This is a genomic window from Demequina sediminis, assembly GCF_030296675.1.
In the GTDB taxonomy this organism is placed as follows: domain Bacteria; phylum Actinomycetota; class Actinomycetes; order Actinomycetales; family Demequinaceae; genus Demequina; species Demequina sediminis.
This window is the reverse complement of record NZ_AP027736.1, coordinates 2,441,316-2,460,763: the sequence shown is the minus strand read 5'-3', so window position 1 is coordinate 2,460,763 and position 19,448 is coordinate 2,441,316. Positions and strand designations below refer to the sequence as shown.

The 19,448-nt window shown below is 69.9% G+C and carries 17 protein-coding genes, 2 tRNA genes and 1 pseudogene; 7 read left to right on the top strand and 13 right to left on the bottom strand.

Annotated elements, in window-relative coordinates; genetic code table 11:
• The first annotated feature begins 34 nt into the window (after nucleotides 1-34).
• The 3 genes from QUE44_RS12560 to QUE44_RS12550 all read left to right on the top strand — a co-directional run bounded on the left by QUE44_RS12560 (nucleotide 35) and on the right by QUE44_RS12550 (nucleotide 4,121).
• Nucleotides 35-703, top strand: a complete 669-nt coding sequence (locus QUE44_RS12560) for a response regulator (protein ID WP_286214942.1) — start codon at nucleotides 35-37, stop codon at nucleotides 701-703.
• A gap of 143 nt (nucleotides 704-846) precedes the next feature.
• Nucleotides 847-1,584, top strand: coding sequence for an ABC transporter ATP-binding protein (locus tag QUE44_RS12555; RefSeq protein ID WP_286214940.1), 738 nt, complete (start codon nucleotides 847-849; stop codon nucleotides 1,582-1,584).
• Nucleotides 1,584-4,121 (top strand): ABC transporter permease, encoded by a 2,538-nt coding sequence (locus tag QUE44_RS12550; RefSeq protein ID WP_286214939.1) that lies wholly within the window; start codon nucleotides 1,584-1,586, stop codon nucleotides 4,119-4,121. Before QUE44_RS12555 ends, QUE44_RS12550 begins: the two co-directional genes overlap by 1 nt.
• 68 nt (nucleotides 4,122-4,189) lie before the next feature.
• On the opposite strand, the gene QUE44_RS12545 is transcribed toward QUE44_RS12550, so the two are convergent.
• Entirely contained in the window at nucleotides 4,190-5,239 is a 1,050-nt protein-coding gene (locus QUE44_RS12545) for a UDP-N-acetylmuramate dehydrogenase (protein WP_286214938.1), read from the bottom strand.
• Nucleotides 5,236-6,585, bottom strand: coding sequence for an MFS transporter (locus QUE44_RS12540; RefSeq protein ID WP_286214937.1), 1,350 nt, complete (start codon nucleotides 6,583-6,585; stop codon nucleotides 5,236-5,238). Before QUE44_RS12540 ends, QUE44_RS12545 begins: the two co-directional genes overlap by 4 nt.
• A 118-nt stretch (nucleotides 6,586-6,703) precedes the next feature.
• Between QUE44_RS12540 and QUE44_RS14210 the strand changes: the two are divergent.
• A pseudogene (locus QUE44_RS14210) lies at nucleotides 6,704-6,904 on the top strand (hypothetical protein); the annotation flags it as partial.
• Nucleotides 6,905-7,455: 551 nt separating this feature from the next.
• Complete coding sequence (locus tag QUE44_RS12530; RefSeq protein ID WP_286216773.1) at nucleotides 7,456-7,890, top strand: substrate-binding domain-containing protein; 435 nt, start codon at nucleotides 7,456-7,458, stop codon at nucleotides 7,888-7,890.
• Nucleotides 7,891-7,994: 104 nt separating this feature from the next.
• On the opposite strand, the gene QUE44_RS12525 is transcribed toward QUE44_RS12530, so the two are convergent.
• The 9 genes from QUE44_RS12525 to QUE44_RS12485 form a co-directional block, all read right to left on the bottom strand.
• Entirely contained in the window at nucleotides 7,995-9,446 is a 1,452-nt protein-coding gene (locus QUE44_RS12525) for an NCS2 family permease (RefSeq protein WP_286214936.1), read from the bottom strand.
• Nucleotides 9,447-9,574: 128 nt separating this feature from the next.
• Nucleotides 9,575-10,006: a MaoC/PaaZ C-terminal domain-containing protein gene (locus QUE44_RS12520; RefSeq protein ID WP_286214934.1), complete on the bottom strand. Its 432-nt coding sequence runs from the start codon at nucleotides 10,004-10,006 to the stop codon at nucleotides 9,575-9,577.
• Entirely contained in the window at nucleotides 10,003-10,452 is a 450-nt protein-coding gene (locus QUE44_RS12515; RefSeq protein WP_286214933.1) for an FAS1-like dehydratase domain-containing protein, read from the bottom strand. The genes QUE44_RS12520 and QUE44_RS12515 overlap by 4 nt, the downstream gene beginning before the upstream one ends.
• 61 nt (nucleotides 10,453-10,513) lie before the next feature.
• Nucleotides 10,514-11,323 (bottom strand): hypothetical protein, encoded by an 810-nt coding sequence (locus tag QUE44_RS12510; RefSeq protein WP_286214932.1) that lies wholly within the window; start codon nucleotides 11,321-11,323, stop codon nucleotides 10,514-10,516.
• 1,196 nt (nucleotides 11,324-12,519) lie between these two features.
• Nucleotides 12,520-12,885, bottom strand: a complete 366-nt coding sequence (locus QUE44_RS12505) for a hypothetical protein (RefSeq protein WP_286214931.1) — start codon at nucleotides 12,883-12,885, stop codon at nucleotides 12,520-12,522.
• A 375-nt stretch (nucleotides 12,886-13,260) separates the two neighbouring features.
• Nucleotides 13,261-14,280, bottom strand: coding sequence for an endonuclease/exonuclease/phosphatase family protein (locus tag QUE44_RS12500; RefSeq protein WP_286214930.1), 1,020 nt, complete (start codon nucleotides 14,278-14,280; stop codon nucleotides 13,261-13,263).
• An 88-nt stretch (nucleotides 14,281-14,368) separates the two neighbouring features.
• Complete coding sequence (gene rpmG / locus QUE44_RS12495) at nucleotides 14,369-14,533, bottom strand: 50S ribosomal protein L33 (RefSeq protein ID WP_042213233.1); 165 nt, start codon at nucleotides 14,531-14,533, stop codon at nucleotides 14,369-14,371.
• A gap of 67 nt (nucleotides 14,534-14,600) precedes the next feature.
• Nucleotides 14,601-14,674: transfer RNA gene (locus QUE44_RS12490), tRNA-Met, on the bottom strand.
• A 57-nt stretch (nucleotides 14,675-14,731) separates the two neighbouring features.
• Nucleotides 14,732-14,804, bottom strand: a tRNA-Thr gene (locus QUE44_RS12485).
• Between the two features lie 94 nt (nucleotides 14,805-14,898).
• On the opposite strand from QUE44_RS12485, the gene QUE44_RS12480 reads away from it, so the two are divergent.
• On the top strand, nucleotides 14,899-16,134 hold the full coding sequence (locus QUE44_RS12480; protein WP_286214926.1) for a winged helix-turn-helix domain-containing protein: 1,236 nt from the start codon (nucleotides 14,899-14,901) through the stop codon (nucleotides 16,132-16,134).
• Between the two features lie 101 nt (nucleotides 16,135-16,235).
• Nucleotides 16,236-17,618: an aspartate aminotransferase family protein gene (locus QUE44_RS12475; protein ID WP_286214924.1), complete on the top strand. Its 1,383-nt coding sequence runs from the start codon at nucleotides 16,236-16,238 to the stop codon at nucleotides 17,616-17,618.
• Between the two features lie 144 nt (nucleotides 17,619-17,762).
• Here QUE44_RS12475 and QUE44_RS12470 read toward each other — a convergent pair whose 3' ends face one another.
• Nucleotides 17,763-18,584: an ABC transporter permease gene (locus tag QUE44_RS12470; RefSeq protein WP_286214922.1), complete on the bottom strand. Its 822-nt coding sequence runs from the start codon at nucleotides 18,582-18,584 to the stop codon at nucleotides 17,763-17,765.
• The gene (locus QUE44_RS12465; RefSeq protein ID WP_286214921.1) at nucleotides 18,584-19,447 is read right to left on the bottom strand and encodes an ABC transporter permease; all 864 of its coding nucleotides are present in this window, start codon (nucleotides 19,445-19,447) and stop codon (nucleotides 18,584-18,586) included. The genes QUE44_RS12470 and QUE44_RS12465 overlap by 1 nt, the downstream gene beginning before the upstream one ends.
• Nucleotide 19,448 lies beyond the last annotated feature (1 nt).

Below are 19,448 nucleotides of genomic sequence, written 5' to 3'. Positions count from 1 at the left end.
GTGGCGCGCGCGCGCGCACGGCGGAGGGTGGACGATGATTCGGGTCGCGTTGGTCGACGATCAGGCGATGGTGCGGGTGGGCCTGCGCATGATCCTCGAGTCCGAGGGGGACATCTCCGTGGTCGCGGAGGCGACGTCGGGGACCGAGGCGGCGCGCATCGTCGCGGCCCACTCCCCCGACGTGGTCCTCATGGACGTGCGCATGCCGGGCATGGACGGCCTCACCGCGACCCGCGAGGTGCTGGCTGCTCACCCCGATTCGCGCATCGTCATCCTCACGACGTTCGACGACGACGAGTACGTGTACGAGGCGCTGCGCGCGGGGGCGTCGGGATTCCTGCTCAAGAGCGTCGAGGGCGACGCGCTGGTCGCCGCGGTGCGCGTCGTCGCGGCGGGCGAGGCGCTGCTCGCGCCCGAGGTGACGCGACGCGTGATCGAGCAGTTCGCGCGCACCGCGCCGCTGAGGGACGAGGACCACGTGCCGAGCGCCGAGGCGATCGGCGACCTGTCCGACCGCGAGGTCGAGGTGCTGCGGCTCATGGCCCGCGGCCTGTCGAACCAGGAGATCGCGTCGCAGCTCTACGTCTCGAGCACGACGGTGAAGACTCACGTGAGCCACATCCTCACCAAGCTGGGCGTGCGCGACCGCGTGCAGGCCGTTGTCGAGGCGTACGACTCGGGGATCGTGGTGCCGCGCGCCTGACGGGGTCATCCCTGAGGCGGACGCGCGAGAACCGTCCGTGCGGCCGATGCCGGGGCCGCGGGCCCGCCGCCAGACTGGGGCGGTCATCGGTTCACGGCGCCGGCAAGCGAAGGCGCCATCTCACTACGAAGAAGGGCCTTCCCATGACCTCAACTGTCACGCTGGCCGCGTCGATGCGCGGCGGCACCAAGGACTACGGCACCGGCGACATGGCCGTGCGGGCGCTCGACGGGATTGACGTCGACATCGCCGCCGCCGAGTTCACCGCGATCATGGGACCGTCCGGCTCCGGCAAGTCGACGCTGTTGCACACGCTCGCGGGCCTCGACCGCCTCACCGCGGGCGTGTCGTCGATCGGCGAGACCGTCATCACCGGCCTGTCCGAGGACAAGATCACCCAGGTGCGCCGCGAGAAGATCGGCTTCGTCTTCCAGTCCTTCAACCTCATCCCCTCGCTCACCGCGAAGGAAAACATCACGCTGCCGCTCGACATCGCGGGACGCGACCTGGATGCCGACTGGTTCGGCCAGATCATCGCCGTGCTGGGCCTGGGCGACCGTCTCACTCACCTGCCCGCCGAGCTCTCGGGCGGACAGCAGCAGCGCGTCGCGGTCGCGCGCGCGCTCGTGTCCCGCCCCGAGCTGATCTTCGCGGACGAGCCGTCGGGCAACCTCGACTCGCGCTCGGGAGCCGAGCTGCTGGGCTTCATGCGCCGCGCGGTCAAGGAGTTCCACCAGACCATCGTCATGGTGACGCACGACCCGACCGCGGCCTCGTACGCGGACCGCATCCTCTTCCTCGAGGACGGTCACATCGTCGACGAGATGCGCGAGCCCACCGCGGAGCGCGTGCTCGACCGCATGAAGCAGATGGGGCACTGATGTTCCGCCTCGCAGTCAAGTCCGTCAAGCACAACCCCAAGAGGTTGGTGCTCACCGCGATCGCGGTGGCGCTCGGAGTCGCGCTCGCCGCGACCACGTTTACCCTCACCAACGCGCTGTCGAGCGGCTTCACCAAGCTGTTCGAGGAGATCTACGCGTCGACCGACGTGATCGTCGAGCCCGCGCCCGACGCCTCTTCCGAGGGTGAAGACCCCTTCGCGGCCGGCGAGGCCGTGTTCTCGTTCGACGACCTTGACTCCGTGCGCGGCGTCGACGGCGTCGAGCGCGCCGAGGGCGGCATCCAGGTCATGGGGTCCGTCCTCCCCGCCGACTTCGAGCCGACCGGCGACCTGACCGGCGGCGGCGGCGCCCCCAGCCAGCTCTTCAACTGGGTGGGAGAGCCGCGCATTGACCTGTCCGAGCTCGTCGAGGGCGAGGGCCCCGCGGCCGACGACGAGATCGTGCTCGACCTCGACGCTGCTCCCCGGCTGGGTTACGAGATCGGCGACGACGTCATGGTCGCGACCGAGTCGGGCGTCACGGAGTTCGAGCTCGTTGGCCTCGTGCGCTTCGGCGAGTCCAACTCGCTGCAGGGCGCGACGCTCGGCTACATGACCGAGGCCGCCGCGATCGAGCTGTCCGGCATGGATGGCTTCCAGCAGATCGCCGTCATCACCGCGGAGGGGGCCGACAAGGAGGCCGTCGCGAGCGCGATCAGCGAGGTCATCCCCGACGGCACGCGCGCGATCACCGGCGAAGCCAAGGCGGCCGAGCAGGCCGAGCAGCTCGACGAGCTCCTCCAGTACATCGACATCTTCGCGATCGCGTTCGCGCTCATCGCGCTGTTCGTCGGCTCGTACATCATCGTCAACACGTTCCGCATCATCGTGACGCAGCGCACGAGGGAGTTCGGGCTGCTGCGCGCGATCGGCGTCACGGGTCGCCAACTGCGCACCATGATCCTGCTCGAGGCGCTCGTGGTGGCCGCGGTCGCCTCGACAATCGGATTGGTGTTGGGCTACCTGGGCGCGCTCGGCCTTTCCGCGTTGGTCGAGACGTTCTCGGGCGATCTCTTCGGCACGGTCACTCTGCCGCTCGACGCCGTCGTATGGAGCTACGTCCTCGGTTCGCTCGTGACGGTCGTCTCGGCGCTCGTGCCAGCGATCCATGCGTCGACCATCTCCCCGATGGAGGCGCTGCGCGAGTCCGCGACCGAGTCGAAGAAGCCGCTGCGGCTGCGCAACATCGTGGGCGGCGCAATCGCGCTGCTGGGTGTGCTGTCGATCGTCGTGGGCCTGTACATGGGCCTCGAGCGTCCCTACATCTACGTGGGTGCGGGCGCGATGCTCCTCGTGATCGGCGTCACGCTGCTCGCGGCTCAGGTGCTCGTGCCGCTCGCGTTCGGGCTCAAGTCCATGCTGACCAGGCTCTTCCGCGTCGACGGCAAGCTCGCGGCCAACAACATCCGCCGTGAGCCACGGCGCAGCGCCAACACGGCGGCCGCGCTGATGATCGGCGTGATGTTGCTCGCGCTCGTCGCGACGTTCACCGAGTCACTCAAAGCGGTGGTGACCGAGCAGTTCCAGGGCACCAGCGCCGACTTCTTCGTCCTCGACTCGCAGGGCGGAGCGCTCCCGCAGGGCGCGATCGAGCTCCTCGACGCGGAGACCGGCGTGGACTTCGTCAGCACTCTCGGCGTGGGCGAGGCGGACGTCGACGGGGTGTCGAGGTCGGTGGCCGTCATCCAGCCCGAGACCGCCGATCTCGCGTTCGACTACAACAACGACCCCGCCTTCGACGCGATGGACGGCGGCGTCTTCATCGACCCCGTGATCCAGGAGCTGGGTGTCGACGTGGGCGACCAGATCACTCTCGAGGGCGCGGAGGGCAGCGTGACCCTCACGGTCACGGGGCTGTACCTTAACGAGGGCGACGCCAACCTCTGGGTCGACCAGGAGACCGGAGCCGAGCTGCTCGGCGATACCGAGGTCTTCCAGGCCTGGGTCGTGCTCGAGGACGGCGTCGACGCTGCGGAGGCTCAAGAGCAGCTGATCGCCGCCCTTGGCGAGGAGTACCCGCTCCTGGCTCTCCAGTCACCGAGCGAGCTCGAGCAGTTCGCGAACCAGTTCATCGACCTGCTGCTGGGCGTGATCTCGGCCATGCTGGGCGCGGCGCTCATCATCGCGATCCTGGGTGTCGCCAACACCCTGCTGCTCTCGGTGACCGAGCGCACCAGGGAGATCGGGCTCCTGCGCGCCGTGGGTGTGCGGCGCACGTCGATTCGCCGCATGATCACGATCGAGTCGATGGTGATGGCGATCTTCGGCACCATCCTCGGCATGATCCTTGGCGTGGGACTCGGCGCGGCCCTGGTGCTTGCGCTTGAGGACTTCGGGTTCTCGACGGTCGCCGTGCCGTGGGGCTGGCTCGCGGTCTACACCGTGGGGGCCGCGCTCGCGGGCGTGCTCGCCGCGCTGTGGCCTGCGCGCCGGGCGTCCAAGATGGACATCCTGCAGGCGATCGCCGCCGACGGGTAGCGGCCGCCGCGGGGTAGCCACGGCCCGCGTGCCGGATCGATCATGGATCGGTCCGGCACGCGGGCTGGCTAGACGGTGATGCCCACGCCCACGGGCTCGGGCACGAGCGTGATGCCGAATCGCTCGCGCACCCCGTCCCGCACCGCGCGCGCGAGAGCGACCAGGTCGGCAGCGGTCGCTCCGCCTCTGTTGGTGAGCGCGAGCGTGTGCTTGGTCGACAGCGACGCGGGTGCACCCGGCGCGATCGCAAAGCCGCGCGTGAATCCCGCCTGCTCGATGAGCCACGCGGCGGAGGTCTTCACAAGGCCCTCCCGTCCCGACGGATACCGGGGCGCATCCTCAGGCAGGGCATCGTCCGCCACCACCGGGTTGGTGAAGAAGGACCCCGCGCTCCACGTGTCGTGATCCGCGGCATCGAGCACCATCCCCTTGGACGCGCGCAGCGCGAGCACGGCCTCGCGCACGTCGATGATGGGCACGCGCGTGCCCAGTTCGACCCCGAGGGCCGTCGCGAGCTGCTGATACCGGACGGGCGCCCCCAGGCTTGCCATGCGCGTGTGGAAGGTGACGTCGAGCACCACGTAGCGCGGGGTGGGGCCCCACGGGCCGTCGGTCATGGTGCGCTTGAGCATCGAGTCGCGGTATCCGAACTGCGCCTTGATGAGCGGCAGCGAGCGCACCTGCCGGTCCTCGCGGTCCCACGTGCGGATGATCGACACGATGTCGGACACCTCGGCTCCGTAGGCGCCCACGTTCTGAATGGGGGTCGCGCCCGTCGAGCCGGGGATGCCCGCGAGCGCCTCGAAGCCGCTCCACTTCGACGCGACCGCCTGCGCGACCAGTCCGTCCCACGGGGTGCCCGCCGTCGCGGTGATGGACAGGCCGCCGCACGCGCCGTCGTTGACGAGCGAGACGTCCGCGCGCGCGTCGCGCACGACCACGCCGTCGAAGCCGTCGTCGGAGACCAACACGTTGGACCCCCCGCCCAACACCAGCAGCGGCGTGCCGTCCGCGTCAGCCGACCGGACCGCGTCGATGAGCTCCGCCTCCGTCGCCGCCTCGCGGAACTCGCGCGCCGGACCACCCACGCGCAGCGTGGTGAGCGAGGCGAGGTTCATGCCCTCAGGGTATCGGGGCGATCGCCGCCCGCCGTCGGGGCATCGGCAGGCTCGGGCAGCGCCTGGGTCGGCTCGACTCCTTCCGCGAGGATTGCCGCGGCGGCGTCCCGCTCGGCGGTCGACACGTGTCCCGCCGCGCGACCTGTCGCCCGTGCCTCCTCCTCGGCCTCGCGGCGCGCGAGCACCCGGTGGGACCTGAACAGCGGACCCTCGCGCCGCACCGCGCGCGCGAGCACAAACGACATCACGGCCCCCGCGACCACCACGAGGAGCGCCTTGCGCAGCTCGATCACGTCTCCCAGGTGGCCGATCACCTGAGGCATCACGAGTCCCGCGATGGTCGAGAACGAGGACACCGCGGCGACGCGGGCCGCGGCACGGGAGGGCTCGTCGGACGCCGCCGAGAAGCCGATCGGCACGCCGAGCGCGGCGCCGAGTCCCCACAGGATCATGCCGACCGGCACGAGCCACAGCGCCGGCGCGAACGCGAAGATCGTGACGCCCGCCGTGACAAGTACCGCCGACACGCGCAGCGACACCACGCGCCCGAGGCGGCCGATGACGAGCGCACCCGCCCACCGCACCGACACCATGGCCACCACGAACACCCAGTAGAGGAGGTCTCCGACCGCCTCGGGCTGGTCGAAGGCCTCGACCACCGCGAGCGCGGCCCACTGGGCCGCCGCTCCCTCGATCGTGGACGCCGAGAACACGATGAGGCCGAGCAGGATCACGCGCCGCTCGCGATACTCGTCGCGCGCGGCGGCGAACGGACCGCCGAACCCGGGCCGGGCATCGTCCGGACGGGCGGCGCCATCCAGCACCGCGGCGGGCAGCACCGCGAGCCGCACCGCGGTGAGCACCACGGCGACCGCCGCGAAGTGCCACACCGGGGCCACGCCGGCGTGCGACGCGCCCGCTCCGAGCGCGAGGCCCATCGCCATGCCCACCGAGAACGCGGCGTGGAACTGCGGCAGCACCGCGCGATCCATGGCCCTCTCGACCTCGGCCGCCTCGGCATTCATACACACGTTCGTGAACGCGAACGCGACGGACACGAGGAACGATGCCGCGGCGAACAGCACCTGCGAGCCGAGCGCGGTGGACGCCCCCAGCAGCACGAACGCCCCGAGGTGCGCGAACGACGACCACCACAGCAGCGCGCGCGTGCCGAACCTGGCCACCGACCATCCGGTGACGAGCAGCGCGCACAGCGCGCCGAGCGCACCGAACAGGAGCAGCCGCGCGAGTTCGCCGGAGGTCACATCGAGCAGCTCGGTGATCGACGGGTAACGGGCCACCATCGTCGCCATGAACACGCCCATGAGCCAGAAGAGGGCGAGCACGCCGCGACGTGCGGCGGCGATGCGGGGGCGGAGTACGGGGGCTCTATGACGTGGGTCACGATCACCTTTGCGGGAGAGAACGGTCGAGGTCGGGCGGGCGGTGCGAGACGGACGGGCAATGGCCGAGGTACGCGGCGCTACGCTGGGCACCACACCACACCGCATCACCGCCGCCGGGCATCGCCTTCGCTTCGCCGAGCGCGGTGACGACGAGCCGAGGGAGACCCACGTGGCACGCACACGTCGACCAACGATGGCCGATGTCGCCGCACTCGCAGGAGTGTCGCTCTCCACTGTATCCCTCACGTACTCGGGCGCCGGACCGCTGTCAGCCGAGACGCGCGCCAAGGTCGAACGCGCGGCCGCGGAGTTGGGTTACGGCGGTCCCGCGCCCCACGCGCAGGCGCTGCGCTCGGGTCGCACCGGAGTGGTGGGGGTGGTGATTCACGAGCGCCTCCAGCTGTCCCTCCGCGATCCCCTCATGCTGCGCATCATGGACGCGCTGGTGGGCGACCTCGGTCAGATGGGGCTCGGCGTGCTGCTGATCCCCACGCCGACGGGCGAGCCGGGAGAACGCAGCCTGCTCGAGACCGCGTCGATGGACGCCGCGGTGCTGCTGCGCGTGCGCGATCACGACGGCGAGCCCGCGATCGACATCCTGCGCCGCCGCGGGCTTCCGATGGTGGTGATGGAGGGCGAGGCCCCGCAGGGGGCCGGCATCCTCGAGATCGACGACCGCGCGGCGACGGCGGCGCTCATCCGCCACCTCGTCGACCTGGGTCACGAGCGGATCGGCACCATCACTCTCCCCGCGGGACTCGACGGGGAGACGCGCGTGCGCACGCTCGAGGACGCGCTCGCCGAGACCGCATGGACGCCGGTGCACCGCAGGCTCGAGGCCTTCGCCGATGCCGGGGTCGAGCCGTGCGTGGTGGTCGAGGCGCGCGCGTCGATCGCGGCCGAGGGCCTCGCCGCCGCCCACCTCGCCCTTGCCCAGGAGCCGCGACCCACCGCGCTCGTGTGCCAGTCGGATCTCCTGGCGGGGGAGCGATCCTTGCCGCGCGCGAGCTGGGCATCCCGGTGCCTCAGCACCTGTCGATCACCGGCTTCGACGGAATCGACCTGCCCTGGATCGCGCCGCTCGAGCTCACGACTCAGGTGCAGGACGCGGAGGCCAAGGGCCACGCGATGGCGGCCGAGGTCAAGGCGCTGCTCGCCGGCGACAGCCCCGAGCCGGTGGTGATGGAGCTCGAGCTGCGCCTGGGCAACACCACGGCGCGCCCGCCCCACGCCTCGGCGACCTGAATCGCGGGCCGTTCCCGGCATCGTCCGCCATTCGGGCTCGCGGAGCCTGTGGGGCGGGTCGATCCGTGATCGACCCGCCCCACGGGCACGCACACCTGCTTGGGTCAGCCCACCAGCGAGGTGATGGGACCCAGCGCGAAGTAGACCACGAACGCTCCCGAGGCCGCCCACATGAGCGGGTGGACCTTGCGCGCGGCGCCGGTCGCCACCTGGAGCAGCACGTACGAGATGAAGCCCGCGCCGATTCCGACGGAGATCGAGTAGCCGAACGGCATGAGGATGAACGTGAGGAACGCGGGGATCGCGATCCGGTAGTCCTTCCAGTCGATCCCAGCGACCTGCGAGACCATGAGGAAGCCGACGACCACGAGCACGGGCGTGGCGGCCTCGAACGGCACCAGCTCGTACAGCGGAGTGAGGAACGTCGACAGCAGGAACGCGATGCCGGTCACCACGGAGGCGAGGCCGGTGCGCGCGCCGTCACCCACGCCGGCCGCGGACTCGATGTACGTGGTGTTCGAGGACACCGATCCCAGTCCACCCGCGGCGGCACCGATCGAGTCCACCAGCAGGATCTGCTGCGAGCGCGGCGGGTTGCCGTCCTTGTCGTTGAGCCCGGCCTCGGCGCCCACGGCGGTCATGGTGCCCATGGTGTCGAAGAAGTCGGCGATGAGCAGCGAAAAGACCAGCAGGAGCGCGGTGAGCACGGGCAGCGACGTGAAGCCGCCGAAGAGGTCCACCTGACCCACGAGCGAGAAGTCGGGCACGGACGCGACCGAGTCGGGCACCGCGGGCACCACGAGCGCCCAGCCCGACGGGTTCTCGACCGCGGATCCGAGCGACAGCGCGGCCTCGATGAGCACCGCGAGCACGGTGGCGACCACGATCGAGATGAGTAGCGCGCCGCGCACCTTGCGGACCATGAGGATGATCGCCGTGAACAGGCCCACGATGAATACGACCATGGGCCACGTCGAGATGTAGCCGCCCAACCCGAACTGGGTCGGGGTGCCGGCGCCCGCGCGCACGATGCCAGCGTCGTACAGTCCAATGAACGCGAGGAACAGGCCGATTCCGACCGCGATGGCCTGCTTGAGGAACGTGGGCACCGCGGCAAACACGGCCTTGCGGAAGTTGGTGAGCACCAGCACGAGGATGATGACGCCCTCGATGACCACGAAGCCCATGGCCTGCGGCCAGGTCATGCCCTCGCGCGCGGCGATGCCGTATGCGACGAACGCGTTGAGGCCGAGCCCGGCCGCGAGGGCGAGCGGGAAGCGTGCCCACACCCCCATCGCGATCGACAGCAGGCCCGCGACGAGCGCGGTCGCGGCGGCGATCATCGCGAGGTTGGGGGCGTCGCCGCCTCCCAGGTACTCGCCCGTGCCATCGGCGACGGTGCCGATGATCAGCGGGTTCAGCACCACGATGTACGCCATGGTGAAGAAGGTGGTGAGACCGCCGCGGATCTCCTGGCCGAAGGTCGAGCCACGCTGGGTGATCTCGAAATAGGTGTCGAGCTTGGCGACGATGCCGGGGCGCGCAGGCGCGGACATGTGTGTCTCCTCAGTAGTTCGTGGGCGCTGAGTTCCCAATGGTGATGCCCACCAGCCGGTCGGGGCTCACGGCGAGGGGGCGGATGCGGCGCCAGCGTATCGCGTCGCGACCGGGACCCCGGACACGCCTACGCGCAGGGGACCAGCGCCTGCGCCTTGCCCAACACCTTCTGCCCCTGGAAGTCCACGGTCACGTCGATCCGTGCGGTGCGCCGCTCGGGGTCGAGAGCGCCCACCTTGGCGGTGACGGTCACGACGGCCACGCCGGGGTTAGGCACCGGAATGGGACGCGTGAAGCGCGCCTGCAGGTCCGCGACGTTGCCCGGCCCGGCCCACTCCTCGACCACGGACGCGGCCTGGCCCAGCGTGAGCATGCCGTGAGCGATGACGCCGGGAAGCCCCACCTGCTGCGCGACCACGTCGTTGTAGTGGATCGGGTTGAAGTCGCCCGAGGCCCCTGCGTACCGCACGAGCGAGTCGCGCGTGAGCTCGATCTCGCGCTCCGCGACCACCTCACCTACCTCGAGGCCGTCGAAGCTCGGACGGTTCTCGGCGCTCATGAGGCCTCCTCGCGCACCGCGAGGGTGCTCACCACGGTGGACACGGGCTTGCCGTCGGCGTCGACCAACTCGGTGCGCGTGGTCACCATCGAGATGCCGCCGCGCTGCGTGATCGAGTCGATGTGCACCGTGCTCGAGATGAGGTCGCCCGCGATGATCGGGCGGTGGTGCGTGAAGCGCTCGTCGGCGTGCACCACGCGCGAGAAGTCGACGCCCACCTCGGGGTCGACCACCACGTGGAACTCGGCCTGCTGCGCGATCACGACCGCGAACGTGGTGGGGGCCACCACGTCGGGGTAGCCCTCCGCGCGAGCCGCCTCCTCGCTCAGGTGCGCGAAGGACCTCGCATCCACGGCATCGGCGAATTCGCGAATCTTGATCCGCGTGACCTCGTACGGTTCGTGCGGGCCGTACGCGCGGCCCACCGCCTCGATGTTGACTGGCACGGTTCCACCCTATCGGGAGGAGGGGGACGATGCTCGGGCCGGGGTGCGGACAGGGGCGCGGCTAGGCACCAACCAACTCGCGGATCAGGGCCACCAGCCGCGGTCGAGGTACGTCGGCCTCGGCGAGCGTGCGGTTGCTTCGGGCCGAGTCGGCGATGTCGCGCAGGATTCCGGACGCATCACCCCGCGCGCCCGAGATGGCCGCCTTGAGCCGCCAGCCACCGATCTCGTCCTGCCGGTCCCGATACTCGTGTGCAATCGCGAGCAGATTGAACAGATCGGTGTAATCCTTGCTCGCGGAACGGGAACGGGTCGCATAGGTCTTCAGGACGACCGCGTGTTCGACGGGCGGCACACGCGCAGCGAATGCCATGGCGGCGCCGTCCGTGAGTGCAGCCTCAACAGTGATCACGATCGGAGGGGCTGCGAGAGCGAGTCCCAGGCCCGGAGTTGCATCGAAGCCACGGCCACCCACCACCTGAGACGAGAAGACCGCCCCCGTCGCCGGTACCAGCCAGTCCACCGCGAGCGTGAGGCCAGCGGCGTTCGCGCGCACATAGCGGTTGCCGACCTCTGCAACGTAGCCGTGCCCGATCAGTCGTTCATGGATGTCTCCGCTCGACGCAATCTCCATCGAGATCGCCGCATCGGTATCGGCGGTGCGCCGCGGGACAACGCCGTCTGCGGGGAACGCTTGGGTCAGGAGACTCACCATCTGTCCGCCGACGATTCGCACGTCTGCATACTCAGCGGTGAGTTCGCACACATCAGCGAGCGAGTGATACGACGCATCGTCCGCACGGGAGACAGCGACAATCGACACCCTGCGATGGATGCCGCCGCGGCCTCCCTGATGGAGTGCGTCACTCATGACGCAACCGCTCCCCATCGGTGCGACGCGTGAGTACCGCGGATTTGAGACGAACTGCCGACTCAGCCGCGTCGGGGCCCCCGATCGCCGTACATCCCAAGCGACCAACAGAGGGTCTACCGTGTCCTCCCACCCCCACGTACGCGCGGTGGCCCACAGTGTCCAATCCGCCGGAACCGTGACGCACATCGTTGCCTCATCAGGCCCGGACTCAGCCAGGCCATACCGTTGCAGGTCTATCGACCGCTGCACGTAGACGACGCCTCGACCCGGCATACGCCACGGCGCGAACTCGTCCGCTGCGGCATCGCCAGATGACAGCGCACGTGTGTGCATGTCAGCTGCGGCAGTGAGCACGGTCCGCGCCTGAGCCACTACCCCGTCGAGGCCGTACCAGCACGACGTGACACCGCCGGGCCCGCGGTACGAGTCCAGGAATGCGTCCCACATCTGCGTGCGATCCCGCGCCGCCCAGCCGTGCGCACCTCGCTCGACAAGGTCGCCCAGTGCACGAAGGCTCTGAGAGATGGCCGGTTGAGACACCCCGACCTGCCGAGCGAGCTGGGCCTGACTCCATGGGCGTTCAGCGATAGCAAGGACGCGCATCAACCCCCACCGCCCCCAAGGGCTTCGCCTGGTAGCGTCGCGCGCGGCATCGTCGGCAGACGCCCGCGGCCCGAACGCGCAAGGCTCGCCGCGCCAGAGGAGCTCGGCGGTGTCCAGGGAGAGCACGCTCAAGCGGGGGTCGTCGGCGGCGACGGCAAGAAGGGAGCGCGCGGCACGGGGGACAACGAGCAGGGTGTTGCCCGGATGCGCACGAAGCAGCTGGCGCGCCTCCCACTCGTACGTCGCAGCCCGCCGGACCTTGACAGTCACCTCGACGGTCTCGCGAGGAGTCGAGACGACCAGGTCAGTGCCCGAGCTCGCACGAACACTGAAGCCGCACTCCTGCAACGCGGCAACAGCGCGCGTCTCGGCATCGCGCCCCGCCTCCATGGCACCCCCATAAGCCTTGGTGAACAGAATCACTTTAACTTATATGCGGCCCGACTGCACAGGAGCGCCGCGCGGGAAGCGTGCATGCGATGCGCTCGCGACGGTGATCGAGCATCGGCCGGCCTATGCCACCAGGAGGGTGGGGGCGGCTCCGGAGCATTTGATGCATCCGGGGCGGGGGCAGTAAGGATCTCAGGGCATTATGGGACCCAGTTCACCGGCTCCCATGTCCGCGGGTCGATTATCTGGATGCCAGATGGTGCGCTCTCGGACTCCAGCAGTACCGCCGAGATCTCCGCCAGGTCCAGGACGCGGCCACCACCGAGCGGGACACCATCCTTGACGTCCGCGAGCGCCTCCTCGAGGTTCGCGTACGTGTGCGGACTGGTGTCGCCGTCGTAGAAGTAAGGTTTCACGTTGCCGTCGCTGCGCGAGATGCGAATGGACAGCCGGCTCTTGTCCTTGCCGGAGAGGTTCAGGTCGATCAGGTACTTACTGTTGCCGTAGCGCTCGATGGACCCGTTCTCCCTTGAGTGAGTGCCATCGATCAGCTCGGCAGAAGCCATCGACAACTCTCCGGGAACGGTGTCCGTCCCGCTGAATGACAAGGGGGCCTCGACAGTCCCCTCAAAGCGCTGTCCATCCAGGTACTGGACCAGCGGAACCGGCTCCTGGCCGCCGCTCGGAGACCTCTGGAGCTTCTCCGTCGACAGCGCGCGGATCCGTTGATCCCACAGCTGCGGGTAGTTGTCGAAGATCCACTACTCCTCAACGCTCTGAGGATCCACCGCCGGCGTGCACGAGCACAAGCCGAACATGCCGGCCAGAGCGACCACGCCAACCACTACCTGCCTCACCACGCCCCCTCATCACCCTTCCGGCCGCGCGCGCGGTGGATACGGACCCGCGCGACTACCTGCCGCGTCATTCGACCGCAGGGCTCACGCGGCACCGTAGCGGACCACCAGGGCGCGATGATCCGCGCCCTCGATCGATGCGGTCTCGACCCCGACCGCGCCCAGGCCGGTGCCGCACTCGAGCACGTGGTCGATCGCCGCGACCGGAAACAGCCCGCGGCCCTCGGGGAAGGTGGGCAGGAAGCCAGCGCCCGCGCCGTCGGCGGCGTCGACGCATCCGAGCGACTCGATCGCTCGGAACGCCCGGTGGTCGCGCGTCGCGTTGAGGTCCCCCACGACCAGGACCGCGTCGTCCATTCCGGCGACCGCGTCGCGCAGCAGCTCGAGATCCGCCGCCCACCGCGCGTGGTCCGTGGGGCCAGGCGCGGCCGGATGCGGGGCAAGCACGGTGACCGCGCGGCCGTCGAGCTCGGCGACAGCCCACGGAGCACGCGACGTCATCCCCTCGACCTCGCCGCTGTCCCCGAGGGGCAGCGCGGACCACAGACCCGTGCCGGTGAACCCCTCCTCCGGCAGGAGCACGGAGTGCGGCAGCGCGTCCTCGAGTCCCGCGGCAACCAGCGCGTCCGCGGCATCCGGCGTGAGCTCCTGGACCGCGAGGAGGTCGACCTCGCCCTCGCGCACGAGCGCCACCACCGCATCCGCGTCCACGCGGCCGAACGTCGCGCTCACGCTCGCCACGGTCAGGGCGGCGTCCTCCGCTGTCGCGCCCGCGCCTGCGGAGAACAGCGGCGCCTGCCAGGCCACGCACAGCGCGAGCACGGCGGCCGCCGCGCCGGCGACCGCCCACGCGCGCGCGGCCAGGGCCAGGGCCAGCGGGATCAGGCACGCGAGCACGACCCACGGCATGAGAGCCACGAGGATCGCGAGCGGTCCGGCCTCGACGCCCGTCAGCCTCGCGAGCACCGGTATCGACACGGCCACCAGAGCCAGGACCGCGAGCGCGCGGGCGACACGGCGAACCCGTGTCTGCTCCGGCCTCCGCCCTGGCGCGAGAGCGGGGCCGCCGGTCGGCGCGGCCGGCTCCCTCCGAGCATCATCCATGCCCCGCATCATGACACCCTCCCCACCCGGGAACGACGAAGGCCCGCCGCCCCAGCGGGGGCGACGGGCCTCGTCTCAAGCGTGATGCTTAGCGCGTCTCGCGGTGCGCGGTGTGCTTGCCGCACTTCCGGCAGAACTTGGAGAGCTCCACACGGTCGGGGTTGTTACGGCGGTTCTTGCGCGTGATGTAGTTGCGGTCCTTGCACTCGGTGCACGCGAGCGTGATCTTCGGACGAACGTCGTTCTTGGCCATGTGGTCTCTCCCAGCCTTGTCGTGACACGCCTGCGACAGCGCGAGATCAGGCTGATGGCCTGTTCCGTAGCGAGGGCGGGGCTCGAACCCGCGACCTCACGATTATGAGTCGTGCGCTCTAACCAGCTGAGCTACCCCGCCGCGTGCCGCCGCGCGAACGCGAACGGCGATCCGCCGCAAGAATCGCGACGGATAGAGAGCCCCGACAGGGAATCGAACCCTGGACCTTTTCCTTACCATGGAAACGCTCTGCCGACTGAGCTATCGGGGCCAGCCGGAACAGGGTACACGCCGCGGAACCCAAAAGTGAAATCGGAGCCGGGGCGCCCGGCGCGGCTGTCGGACCGCCCTCCTAGAGTGACACGGTGACCACCTCGCTGACGGCCGCCGAGGCCCGCCGGATCCACCTCGCCGCGCAGTCTCTCGCGCGCCGGCGCCCGCCCGGCAGGCCCGGCCCCGCGCGCTTCCGCGAGTACCTCGACCGCCAGGGCGTGCTGCAGCTCGACTCGGTCAACGTGCTCGCGCGCGCCCACTACCTCCCGCTGTACTCGCGCTACGGTCCGTACGACCGTGATCGCCTCGACGGGTGGCTGTCCGGCTCCGACCACGCCTTCGAGCACTGGGGTCACGAGGCCTCCGTGATGCCGCGCGCGCTGCTGCCCGCGATGCATCACCGGATGGTCGCGGGGACCTCGTGGCAGGTGCGCACGCGCGAGCGCCTCGACCGTGAGCGGCCCGGACTGCTCGACGAGGTGCGCGCGCGGGTGGAGGAGTCGGGGCCCTTCACGTCCTCGGAGCTCGAGCACCTGGCCCCTCGCGAAGGGCGGCGCGGCACGTGGTGGGACACGTCGCACGTCAAGGACGCTCTCGATCACCTGTTCATCACGGGCGAGGTCGCGTCCGCGCGCGGGCCCCACTTCCGGCGCACGTATGACTCGACGTCGCGCGCGTGGGGACTCGCTCCCGCCTCGCGCGGCGACTGGGGGATGCCCGCCTACGACGCGCATCGCACCCTGTTCGACCACGCCCTCGCCGCCACGGGAATCGGCACGCCGTCCGACCTCGCCGACCACTTTCGACTGCCCCGCGCGCATCGCGCCGGCTGGGCGGACTCGGCGGTCGAGCGCGGCCTCGCGCGATGGGTCGAGGTCGAGGGCTGGCGGGAGCCGGCGCTGCTCGCCACCGGGGCGTCCGATCCCGTCCGGGCCACGGCATCGGCGCTGCTCAGCCCGTTCGACCCCGTGTGCTGGTACCGCCCGCGCCTGCTGCGGATGTTCGGTGTCGATTACCGCATCGAGATCTACACCCCCGCCCCGCAACGCGTGTACGGCTACTACTGCCTGCTCTTCCTGCACGGCGACCGCTTCGAGGCGCGCGTGGACCTCAAGGCCCTACGCAAGGACGGCGTGTTGTCGGTCGAGTCCGCATGGCGCGAGCCCGGACGCCCCCAAGGGACACGGCGCAGGGACGATGCCTCGGTGGCCGCCGCGCTCGCCGCAGAGCTGGCGGTGATGGCGGGCTGGCTAGGCCTGGGCGAGGTGCGGGTCGTCCCGCGGGGTGACCTCGCCGCCGCGCTCGAGGCGGAGGTGCGCCTCCTCTAGCGCGGGTGCGCATCCCGGCGCCGGACGAACCGTGTCCGCCCACGCAGATCCCCGCCAAGGCGTCGGTTGCGGCACGGCGTGGCGGGCGAAACGATGGGGGGATGGATACCGCACGCCTGCAGCAGGCCGCCAAGGATCACCTGTGGATGCACTTCACGCAGCACTCGCGCTACGCCGAGGCGGACGTGCCGATCATCGTGCGCGGCGAGGGCGCCTACATCTGGGATGCCGAGGGCAGGCGCTATCTCGACGGCCTCGCGGGGCTGTTCGTCAACCAGCTGGGCCACGGCCGCGCGGACCTCGCGGAGGCGGCCGCCGCCCAGGCGCGCGAGCTCGCCTTCCACCCGCTGTGGTCGTACGCGCATCCGCGCGCGATCGAGCTCGCGGAGCGCCTCGCCCACCACGCCCCCGGCTCGCTCAACCGCGTGTTCTTCACGAGCGGCGGCGGCGAGGCGGTCGAGTCCGCATGGAAGCTCGCGAAGAACTACTTCAAGCTCGTGGGCAAGCCCATGAAGCACAAGGTCATCAGCCGCGCCGTCGCGTACCACGGCACCCCGCACGGCGCGCTGTCGATCACGGGGCTGCCGTCGCTGAAGCAGCAGTTCGAGCCGCTGGTGCCCTCGACGTTCCGCGTGCCCAACACGAACGCGTACCGCGCGAGCGAGATCACGCACGGGCTGCACGACGGCTCGGATGCCGAGGCGTTCGGGCGGTGGGCCGCCGACCAGATCGAGGTCGCGATCGAGAACGAGGGCCCCGAGAGCGTCGCGGCCGTGTTCCTCGAGCCGGTGCAGAATGCGGGCGGCTGTTTCCCGCCGCCTCCCGGCTACTTCGCTCGCGTGCGCGAGATCTGCGACCGCCACGACGTCCTGTTGGTGTCCGACGAGGTCATCTGCGCGTACGGGCGCCTGGGCGAGATGTTCGGCGCCACCCGGTTTGGCTACGAGCCGGACATCATCACGTCGGCCAAGGGACTGACCTCCGGCTACGCACCCATGGGCGCCATGATCGCGTCGGATCGACTGATGGAGCCGTTCCTCGCCGCGGGCGAGATGTTCGCGCACGGGTACACGTTTGGGGGCCACCCCGTCGCGGCCGCGATCGCGATGGCCAATCTCGATGCCTTCGAGAACGAGGGCGTGCTGGCCCACGTGCGTGAGACCGCCCCGGCGTTCCGCGCGACCCTGGAGCGGCTGCTCGACCTGCCCATGGTGGGCGACGTGCGCGGAGACGGCTTCTTCTACGGCATCGAGCTGGTCAAGGACAAGGCGACGCGGGAGACGCTCACCGACGAGGAGGGCGAGCGGGTCCTGCACGGCTTCCTGTCCAAGGAGCTCTACGCCGCCGGGCTGTACTGCCGCGCGGACGACCGCGGCGACCCGGTCATCCAGCTGTCGCCGCCGCTGATCGTGGGCCAGGCCGAGTTCGACGAGATGGAGCGCATCCTGCGCGACGTCATCACGCGGGCGTACGCGCTGCTGTAGATCGGAGCCGCCCGCGCGCCGGGCCGAGCACGCGCTCAGCTCAGCCCACGGGCGGCGTGCGCGATCGCCCGCGATCCGGGTCGAGACGGCCTGAAGCGCGGGCCGATCGGGGATCGACCCGCGCTCCGGGCTGACGCCGGGTGCCTACCTCGCGGACACCTTGCCCCGGGCCCGACGCCGCGACGCGACCTCACCGAGGATCACGAAGGTCAGCGCCGCGATGAACATCAGGGTGCCGATCACGTTGACCTGCATGGGCACGCCGCGCTGCGCCGCTCCCCACACGAACATCGGGAAGGTGACCGTCTGGCCGGCGTTGAAGTTCGTGATGATGAAGTCGTCGAAGGACAGCGAGAACGCGAGCAGGGCCGCGGCGAGGATGCCGGGGAAGACCAGCGGGAACGTGACGCGCCAGAACGTCTGCCACTCGTTGGCATAGAGGTCCATCGCGGCCTTCTCCAGATTGGAGTCCAGGCCCGAGAGACGCGACCGCACCGTCACCACCACGAATGAGATGCAAAACATGATGTGTGCGACGAGGATCGTCCAGAAGCCCAGCTGGCCGCCCAGCCCCGCCGCGACGAACAGCGCCAGCAGGGACGAGCCCATCACGATCTCGGGAGTGGCCATCGGCAGGAACACCATGAGGTTGGCCGTCGATCGCCCCTCGAAGCGGTGGCGCACGAGCGCGAAGGCCGCGAGCGTGCCGATGATGGTCGACACGATCGTCGCGAGCAGGCCGATGCTGATGCTCACGCGCAGCGACTCGCACATCCCCAGCGGGGCGCACGGGTTGAGCCAGTTGTCCCACGTGAAGGACTGGAACTGATAGAGGTTGCGCGACTGCGACGCGTCGTTGAAGGACATCAGCGCGACGATGAAGTTGGGGATGTACATGTACAGCAGGACCAGCAGGCCCAGCGCGAGCGCGAGGTGACGGCCGATCCATCGGCCCACACGGGTCATCACAGGAGGTCCTCCGTTCCCGCCTTGCGCACGTAGTAGAGCACCATCGCGACGATCATCGCCATGAGGATCACGGACAGCGCCGCCGCGTGCGGATAGTCACCCACCGTCGTGAAGAGCGCCTGGATGCGGTTGCCGACCATCTGGGTGTTGGGGCTGCCCAGGAGTTCGGCATTGATGTAGTCACCGGTCGCCGGGATGAAGGTCAGCAGCGTGCCGCCCACCACTCCCGGCAGCGACAGCGGCCAGATGACGCGCCAGAAGCGCTGCACGGGGTTCGCGTACAGGTCCGCCGCCGCCTCGTTGAGCTTCGGGTCGATCTTCTCGAGGCTCGTGTACAGCGGCAGGATCATGAACGGCAGGAAGTTGTACGTGAGGCCGGCCACCACCGCGACGGGCGTCGCGAGCAGGCGCCCATCCTCCGCGAGCAGGTTGAGCGACTGCAGCGTCTCGACGATCCACCCGTTGTCCGCGAGGATCAGCTTCCACGACAGCGTGCGCACCAGGAAGCTGGTGAAGAACGGCGCGATGACCAGCACCAGCATGATCGTCTTGAACCGCCCCGCCTTGAACGCGATCGCATAGGCAAGCACGTAGCCGAGGATGAGGCAGAAGAACGTCGCGATGCCCGCATAGAGCAGCGACCTGCCCAGATAGGGCCAGTAGTCCGCGAGCGCCTCGACGTAGTTCTGGACGCGCCACGTCAGCGTATAGCCGGTGACCGGGTTGCCCGCAGGATCCGACAGCGACGTCGTGAGCAGGGACAGGATCGGGAACAGGAAGAAGACCGCGAGCCACAGCGCGGCCGGGGCGATCAGGATGTACGCGGCATTCCTGCCGAAGACGCGCTGGAGGGCGGTCACG

Bases quoted from the DNA above. Each gene is read 5' to 3' on its own strand.
- QUE44_RS12560 (WP_286214942.1), top strand. From the start codon at position 35: ATGATTCGGGTCGCGTTGGTCGACGATCAGGCGATGGTGCGGGTGGGC.
- QUE44_RS12555 (WP_286214940.1), top strand. From the start codon at position 847: ATGACCTCAACTGTCACGCTGGCCGCGTCGATGCGCGGCGGCACCAAG.
- QUE44_RS12550 (WP_286214939.1), top strand. From the start codon at position 1,584: ATGTTCCGCCTCGCAGTCAAGTCCGTCAAGCACAACCCCAAGAGGTTG.
- QUE44_RS12545 (WP_286214938.1), bottom strand. From the start codon at position 5,239: ATGAACCTCGCCTCGCTCACCACGCTGCGCGTGGGTGGTCCGGCGCGC.
- QUE44_RS12530 (WP_286216773.1), top strand. From the start codon at position 7,456: ATGGACGCCGGTGCACCGCAGGCTCGAGGCCTTCGCCGATGCCGGGGT.
- QUE44_RS12525 (WP_286214936.1), bottom strand. From the start codon at position 9,446: ATGTCCGCGCCTGCGCGCCCCGGCATCGTCGCCAAGCTCGACACCTAT.
- QUE44_RS12520 (WP_286214934.1), bottom strand. From the start codon at position 10,006: ATGAGCGCCGAGAACCGTCCGAGCTTCGACGGCCTCGAGGTAGGTGAG.
- QUE44_RS12510 (WP_286214932.1), bottom strand. From the start codon at position 11,323: ATGAGTGACGCACTCCATCAGGGAGGCCGCGGCGGCATCCATCGCAGG.
- QUE44_RS12505 (WP_286214931.1), bottom strand. From the start codon at position 12,885: ATGGCTTCTGCCGAGCTGATCGATGGCACTCACTCAAGGGAGAACGGG.
- QUE44_RS12500 (WP_286214930.1), bottom strand. From the start codon at position 14,280: ATGGATGATGCTCGGAGGGAGCCGGCCGCGCCGACCGGCGGCCCCGCT.
- rpmG (WP_042213233.1), bottom strand. From the start codon at position 14,533: ATGGCCAAGAACGACGTTCGTCCGAAGATCACGCTCGCGTGCACCGAG.
- QUE44_RS12475 (WP_286214924.1), top strand. From the start codon at position 16,236: ATGGATACCGCACGCCTGCAGCAGGCCGCCAAGGATCACCTGTGGATG.
- QUE44_RS12470 (WP_286214922.1), bottom strand. From the start codon at position 18,584: ATGACCCGTGTGGGCCGATGGATCGGCCGTCACCTCGCGCTCGCGCTG.